Origin of the sequence: Parapedobacter sp. 2B3, from assembly GCF_041925275.1 — a bacterium.
In the GTDB taxonomy this organism is placed as follows: Bacteria; Bacteroidota; Bacteroidia; order Sphingobacteriales; family Sphingobacteriaceae; genus Parapedobacter; species Parapedobacter pyrenivorans_A.
The window spans coordinates 24,943-31,211 of sequence record NZ_JBHEUZ010000030.1 but is presented as its reverse complement, the minus strand read 5'-3'; the positions used below and the strand labels follow the sequence as shown (position 1 = coordinate 31,211).

Here is a 6,269-nt window from a genome sequence, read left to right as displayed (position 1 = left end):
GCCTTTGGCTAACACTTCCTACTGCTAAGCGTGTTCGGGACTTGCACCCTAGAGTTATCGCCCATGCCGGGCGCACATAAAAAAACCGGCCATGCAGCGGACTGCATGGCCGGTTTCAAAACCTGCGCAAGAAGCGCTACAATCGCTTCACCCGGATATTCCGGAAATGTACTTCCGACCCATGGCCAAGGAAACCGATATGACCCGAGGTACGTTTCAATCCTGGATGGTCCTTCTTGTCCAACGTACCGTTCTTGGACGCTTCGGCCAAGTCGCCATCCACGATCACTGTTCCGTTCAACGTTACCTTGATCTTGTTACCCTGAATACGGATTTCCTCGGTATTCCATTCACCCACGGGTTTCAGGTAACCGCGCTTCGCCGGAATAACGCCATATACCGAACCGTGGTACTGATACTCCGCCAGGTTCTTGTACATATCGGCGCCGTTGTCTAACACTTGTATCTCCATACCGCCGTAAGCGGCATCCCCTTCCATCGGCGCCCGTATACCGATGCCATTGTTCGCACCGGGAGTCAGCCGGAAGTCGAACCGGTAAATGAAATCAGCGAACTCTTCCTTTGTGTAGAGGTTCCCTCCCGATCCTTTCGTCGGATAGATGGCCAATGTACCCTCCTCGCTCACATGGTAAGCCGTGGTATTGCCTGTCCATGCATCCAAATTGTTCCCGTCAAACAACACCTGGAAACCTTCCGCCTGCTCTTCCGTGCTAAGCGTAAATGTTTCGCGGCGCGGGAGTTCCCGCACGTAAATATCGCGATACATCACATGCGTACCATGCGCCTGCAACTCCAGCTGTTCCGTTGGGAATATCGGCAAGTTCCGGTCCCAATAGTTCTCGAGCACCACATTATCGGTTACCAACTCCCCGTTGAGGTACACGGTTACCTTATCGCCCACCATCGTGATACGGAACGTATTCCATTCTCCCAATGCATTGTCGGCCACCTTGAGGGGGATGCTTTCGTGCTTTTGGTTGTTATACAGTCCTCCCGATCCTACCTGTGCCCCTACATTCACCCGCGATGTGTCCCATATCTGGACCTGCGGCGTGCCGCGCAGGTAGATGCCGGCATCGCCGTCTTTTCCCTCCTTATCCAACTTCCAGTCAACAAGCATCTCAAAATCGCCATACTGTTTCGCGGCAACGATGTTATCGCCGTGGCCATTGAAATGCAATACGCCATCTTCCGCGTACCAGCCCTCGCGCATCACCGCATCGGCTTTCACTTGTTCGGAGGCGAGTGTTTTAGCATCCATCGCAGCGCGCGCTATCGGATTCGCCACGAGCCCTTTCCACCCGTCCAAATTGTCGCCGTTGAACAGGGATACATATCCCTGACCTTTGGGCAGCTCATTGATGTGCTTCTGGATGGCCTCACGTAGGTAGCTACTTTCACTTCCGGACAACCTTCCGATGGCTTTGTTCAGCAGTCGGATTACCTCCGCACCATAAAACTGCTTATTTTCCAGCGCAATGTTCATCACCGTGTTCACCGCGGTGGAACCCAATTCACGATCGTCCATAAACTGGCCAGCAAAGAGCAGGGCCTGGTAGGTGGCCTGCCCCTGCAACGCCTGTAATATCGCCTTACGCTGGTCGCTGGTTTGGGCCACATCAAACGCATCGCGCAGATAAAGCACTTTCTGGTCGGCAGGCACATCGGCAACACCAATTAAGCGCACCAGTCCGTTGATCACTTCGCCGAATTGGCTGCTATCCATTATTTTCTTACGACTTAATTCGACCAATTTCGACAATGCTGCTGCGTCGGTCCAACCGGCCAGCGCCGACGTAGCGGCGCGGCGCAACGCCGGGTTCTCCCCGCCGGCATACGCTGAAACGATAGCCAGGGCATCCTGCCCTCCTATCCCCGCCAGGATGGGGAAATAGTGGGGTTGCGTGTTGAAACCTGCACCCTTCAAGCCGGAAATGACGTGTTGCAATTGGCCGTCTCTGTCGGCACTTCGATCTACCGCGGCCACCGCCGCATTCTGTACGTGCTTGATGTGCCGCTCATCGGCCGATACCAGCAGCCCCAACAAACTGTTCAGGTCGTCCGGACGGGCAATTTTGGGCAAGGCTGCATAAGCGGCCGCCTTTGCGGCATCGGAAGCGTCGCTTTTAATGATGTCGAGAATCACAGGGATACTTTCGCCTGCACCCCGGTGGGCCAGTACTTCAGTCAATAACACACGCACCTCATTATTCGTCGTTGCTGCGAGTGCCGTCGCCGCCGTTTGCGTAAGTTGCTTGCTTTTCGAAATGAGTAGCACGTCTTTGATGGCAGCTCGGGTCTGGTCATCGGTATCGGCCAACAACGGTATCAATTCCCCCGCATCGGCATCGCCATTTAATTGATGCAGTGCTTTTACCGCGGCTACACGCAGCGCCGGTGAATTGGCATGCAATGCTTTCCGCACGGCAGGTAGCGCAGCAGCTTGTTGCTGGCTACCCAAATAACGCAGGATGTCTACCTGTGTGTGTTCGTCGCCTTTGGCGGCGTTGCGAACCAACTTGGCCGACGTCCGCTCACTGAGGTAAGGGGTGAGCAAGCCGAGTGTGGCATTCCGGTATACCGAGTTGTCATGTTTGGCTTCTTTCAATAGCTTGTTGACGTGTTTCTCCCCATTGATGTCTGCAAGCAGCTCCAATGCCGCGAAATGGGTGTGTAACTGGTTATCGCCGTTGGTATCCTTGAACAATCGTGACGCCAGTTTGCCAGCGGCTTTTGCTTCACCCAATTCAATGAGCCGATGTAGATAATTAACATAGGCTGCCGTCGCATCCGTTGGTTCGTATGCATAGCCTGCCGCGCGGGCAGCAGTCCCAAGCACCGGTCCGGAGGCTATTCCGCCGATACGCGAAAGCGCATACAGTACCGCCTTCTGCAGGTTCGCATCGCCGGCACCAGCTTTGGCGAGGATCGCCTGCTCCGCTGGCGCATACCCGATGAAGCCAATCGCATTGACGATGTTCATCTCCGCTACGCCATTGGCCCGGGGCAGTGCCGCCAGCAACGCACCGGCGGCGGCATCCGTACCGATACGGGCAAGTGCCCGGGCAGCCTTTTCACTCAAATAGGTATCTGTAAGGTAGCCGCTGAGAGCCTCCACCGCGGTGTCGTCACCTGCATTCTGCAATAATTGGATAACGAACGCCTTATTGTCATTGTTATCAAGCACAGCCAATGCCGCTATGGCACCTTGGACGAATGTTGCCCGTTGCTGCCCTTTTCCCGACAGCAATACATGGTAGCTATAGCTGTTTGAGGCATACTCAATACCGGCATTATCTCCTTGGCCGGGGGGCGTGAGCTGGGAAAGCAGGGCCGCAATATCGGCAGCACCGAACCGCTCAAGCTGCCCCATCGCATCATTAAGCCGCTGGGAAGTCTCCGACGGCTGCAGCGCCAATATATCGGCTATTTTGGTAGTTGTTGTCCGTGTGTCACCTTGCTGGGCATAGGTGGGCAACTGGAATATGAATAGCGCTAAAAGCGCAACTATGGACCTTATCATGGATTGTCTGTTTATCATGTTCTATATTGACCAAGAACCCCGCATGGGTTGGTCTAGTAATCTGTTAGCTGCTTCGTCATCGATGAAAACCTGCCGCTCGGAATCGAATTTAAGCGATCGCCCGAGGCGCAGCGCGGTCAATCCCATGTTCACGATCGTACACGAACGGAACCCGTTCTCTTCGTTAAGCGCAAACTTCTGGCGCGTTTTCACCGCCTCCACAAAATCGGTCATCTGCGGCTCCGGATCGGGGAAGGCTGCCAGCTTCCGCTCCATGTCCGCGATATCCGACTTGAACCCCCGATACAATTTTCCATTCGGCCCTTCGATATAGGGCATACCTACATCTCTGCCTTCCCCATCGAGCACGATTTGGCAACCATCGGCATACGTGTAGGTAATCCTACGCCATGTACCTACAGCATCGCTGTGTTGTTGCGGCGCATCCACTTCCACGGTAACCGGGCTCTCTCCATCCTTGTTAAGAAAATACTGGACGGGGTCGATGTAATGTTGCCCCATGTCGCCCAGTCCACCGCCATCGTAGTCCCAATACCCTCTGAAGGTAGTGTGTACACGATGTTCGCTGTATGGTTTGTACGGGGCCGGGCCCAACCACATGTCGTAGTCCAACTCCTTCGGAACTTCTTGCACGGGCAGGTTCTCCTGGCCCACCCAGTAAAACTTCCAATCGAATCCGGTATGCTTGCTGATCGTTACCTTCAACGGCCACCCCAACATGCCCGAATCGACCAGTTTCTTGATACGCTTCACCGGTACATTCATTCCGTAAAAGTTGGCATCGAATCTGAACCAGGTATTCAGCCGGAAGATATTGCCGCGCTGCTTGATGGCTTCCACCACCTTCTTCCCTTCACCGATGGTGCGGGTCATCGGCTTTTCGCACCAGATGTCCTTTCCCATGCGTGCCGCCTCGGCTGCCATGATGCCGTGCCAATGCGGTGGCGTGGCAATGTGTACGATATCAACTTCGGGAAGCTGGATCAACTCGCGGAAATCCGCGAGCTGCTTCACTCCAGGATCACCCAATTGCTTCATGGCCAATGCCAGGTGACGGGTATCTACATCACAGATGGCCACCGTTTTCGTGCCGGCATAACCAAAGTGCCCGCGGCCCATGCCCCCTACACCGATAACACCTTTGGTGAGATGGTCACTGGGTGCTAAATAACCCTGCCCACCCAAAACAAAACGGGGGACAATGCTGAATGCCGCTGCCCCCACTAATGATTTCTTGATAAACTCCCGACGGGACGTGTTTTTTTCCTTCATGATTATTCTGATTTCCAAATCGGTTCCGAAGTCACAAATTTATTATTTCCCTAATCAACACCAAAACTTTTTATATTTTTTTTAAAAAGATAACAGATATTTGCAAATATGTAACTAAACTATCGCTAGATTCACCAATTAATGTTTATTTTTGGACACTAATTTGAAACGTAATGCCCCTGCTGCTTCCACAAAATAATCTAGCACGCAAATCGCGCATCGAACGCAAGAACCATGGCTTCAAACTGAAACTGGTAAAAGCGCTCATCGCAGCAAACGGGATGACCAATGCCGGCATTTGCAAGCATCTGAACCTCAGCGCTCCGAAAACCCTGGAGCTAGTCAATAGCTTAGCCGATGCGGGGATATTGGAACAGAACGAGAAAGGCAGTTCCATTGGCGGAAGGAAGCCAATTTTGAACAAACTGAAAGGCCTTACGTTCTTTGTTTTATGTATAGAAGTGGAGCTATTCAAGGTCAAAATGACCGTCGTCGACAATACGAATACATTTGCCCATACGGCTAGCTTACCGTTTCTGTTAACGAAAGACTGGTCATCGGCCGACCAGCTCAAAGAACTGGTTGCCGATTTCATGGACACCGCCGGTATCCCGTGGAGTTCTATATTGGCCATCGGCATCAGCATGCCCGGACTTATCAATAAGACTGACGGGCGTAACCATACCTATATGGCCAACCATTCGCAAGAACAACCGCTTCAGGATTACATGGCAGCCGCTTTTGGAAAACCGGTATTCATGATCAACGACGTGAAAAGCGCTGCGATTGCCGAATTGAAATTTGGCTTGGCCCAGGGACGGAAAGATGTATTGGTTATTTTGATGGACTGGGGTATCGGCTTAGGGATCATCATGGACGGCCAGCTAAGGAACGGCGCAGCCGGGTTTTCCGGAGAAATGGGGCATATGCCGTTCGTCGACGATGGTGTTTTATGTTATTGTGGAAAAAGAGGGTGTCTGGAAACGGTAGCGTCAGGCGTCGCCTTGGCGAAGATGGCCAAAGAAGGGATCCAATCGGGCGAATACTCACTCCTCAACGACCTCTCGGAACGTGAAATCGAAAACATCGAACCCCAGCTCGTTATCGATGCCGCAAACCGTGGCGATCAATATGCCATCCGTATCCTCTCCGCTACAGGCGAAAAGCTCGGAAAGGGGATTGCGACATTGGTGCAGCTTTTCAATCCCGAGCTCATCATCCTGGGTGGCAAAATAGCGGCTGCAAACGAATACATCACGATTCCCATCCAACAGGCCATCAATACATACTGCATGACCCAGCTAAAAGATATCGTAACCGTGGAACGGTCACAGTTGGGATCGGATGCCGGGGCAAAAGGTATCGCCCACGTTACCTTCGAACGCTATTTCGACCAACTGATCGCACAGACCCATGTAAACAAAGGGTAGCC

General features: G+C 52.9%; 3 protein-coding genes. 1 reads left to right on the top strand and 2 read right to left on the bottom strand.

What is annotated here, in order from left to right; translation table 11 throughout:
- Positions 1 to 136: 136 nt before the first annotated feature.
- Both ACEVG1_RS20045 and ACEVG1_RS20040 read right to left on the bottom strand, forming a co-directional pair.
- Entirely contained in the window at positions 137 to 3,544 is a 3,408-nt protein-coding gene (locus ACEVG1_RS20045) for a DUF1080 domain-containing protein (protein ID WP_374745510.1), read from the bottom strand.
- 21 nt (positions 3,545 to 3,565) lie between these two features.
- Positions 3,566 to 4,837 carry a Gfo/Idh/MocA family oxidoreductase gene (locus tag ACEVG1_RS20040; RefSeq protein WP_374745509.1) on the bottom strand — a complete coding sequence of 424 codons (1,272 nt, stop codon included), beginning with the start codon at positions 4,835 to 4,837 and terminating at the stop codon, positions 3,566 to 3,568.
- Between the two features lie 173 nt (positions 4,838 to 5,010).
- Between ACEVG1_RS20040 and ACEVG1_RS20035 the strand changes: the two genes are divergently transcribed.
- On the top strand, positions 5,011 to 6,267 hold the full coding sequence (locus tag ACEVG1_RS20035; RefSeq protein ID WP_374745508.1) for an ROK family protein: 1,257 nt from the start codon (positions 5,011 to 5,013) through the stop codon (positions 6,265 to 6,267).
- The last annotated feature ends 2 nt before the right edge of the window (positions 6,268 to 6,269 follow it).

Excerpts from the sequence above, each read along its gene's own strand:
- ACEVG1_RS20045 (WP_374745510.1), bottom strand. The coding sequence starts at position 3,544 with ATGATAAGGTCCATAGTTGCGCTTTTAGCGCTATTCATATTCCAGTTG.
- ACEVG1_RS20040 (WP_374745509.1), bottom strand. The coding sequence starts at position 4,837 with ATGAAGGAAAAAAACACGTCCCGTCGGGAGTTTATCAAGAAATCATTA.
- ACEVG1_RS20035 (WP_374745508.1), top strand. The coding sequence starts at position 5,011 with ATGCCCCTGCTGCTTCCACAAAATAATCTAGCACGCAAATCGCGCATC.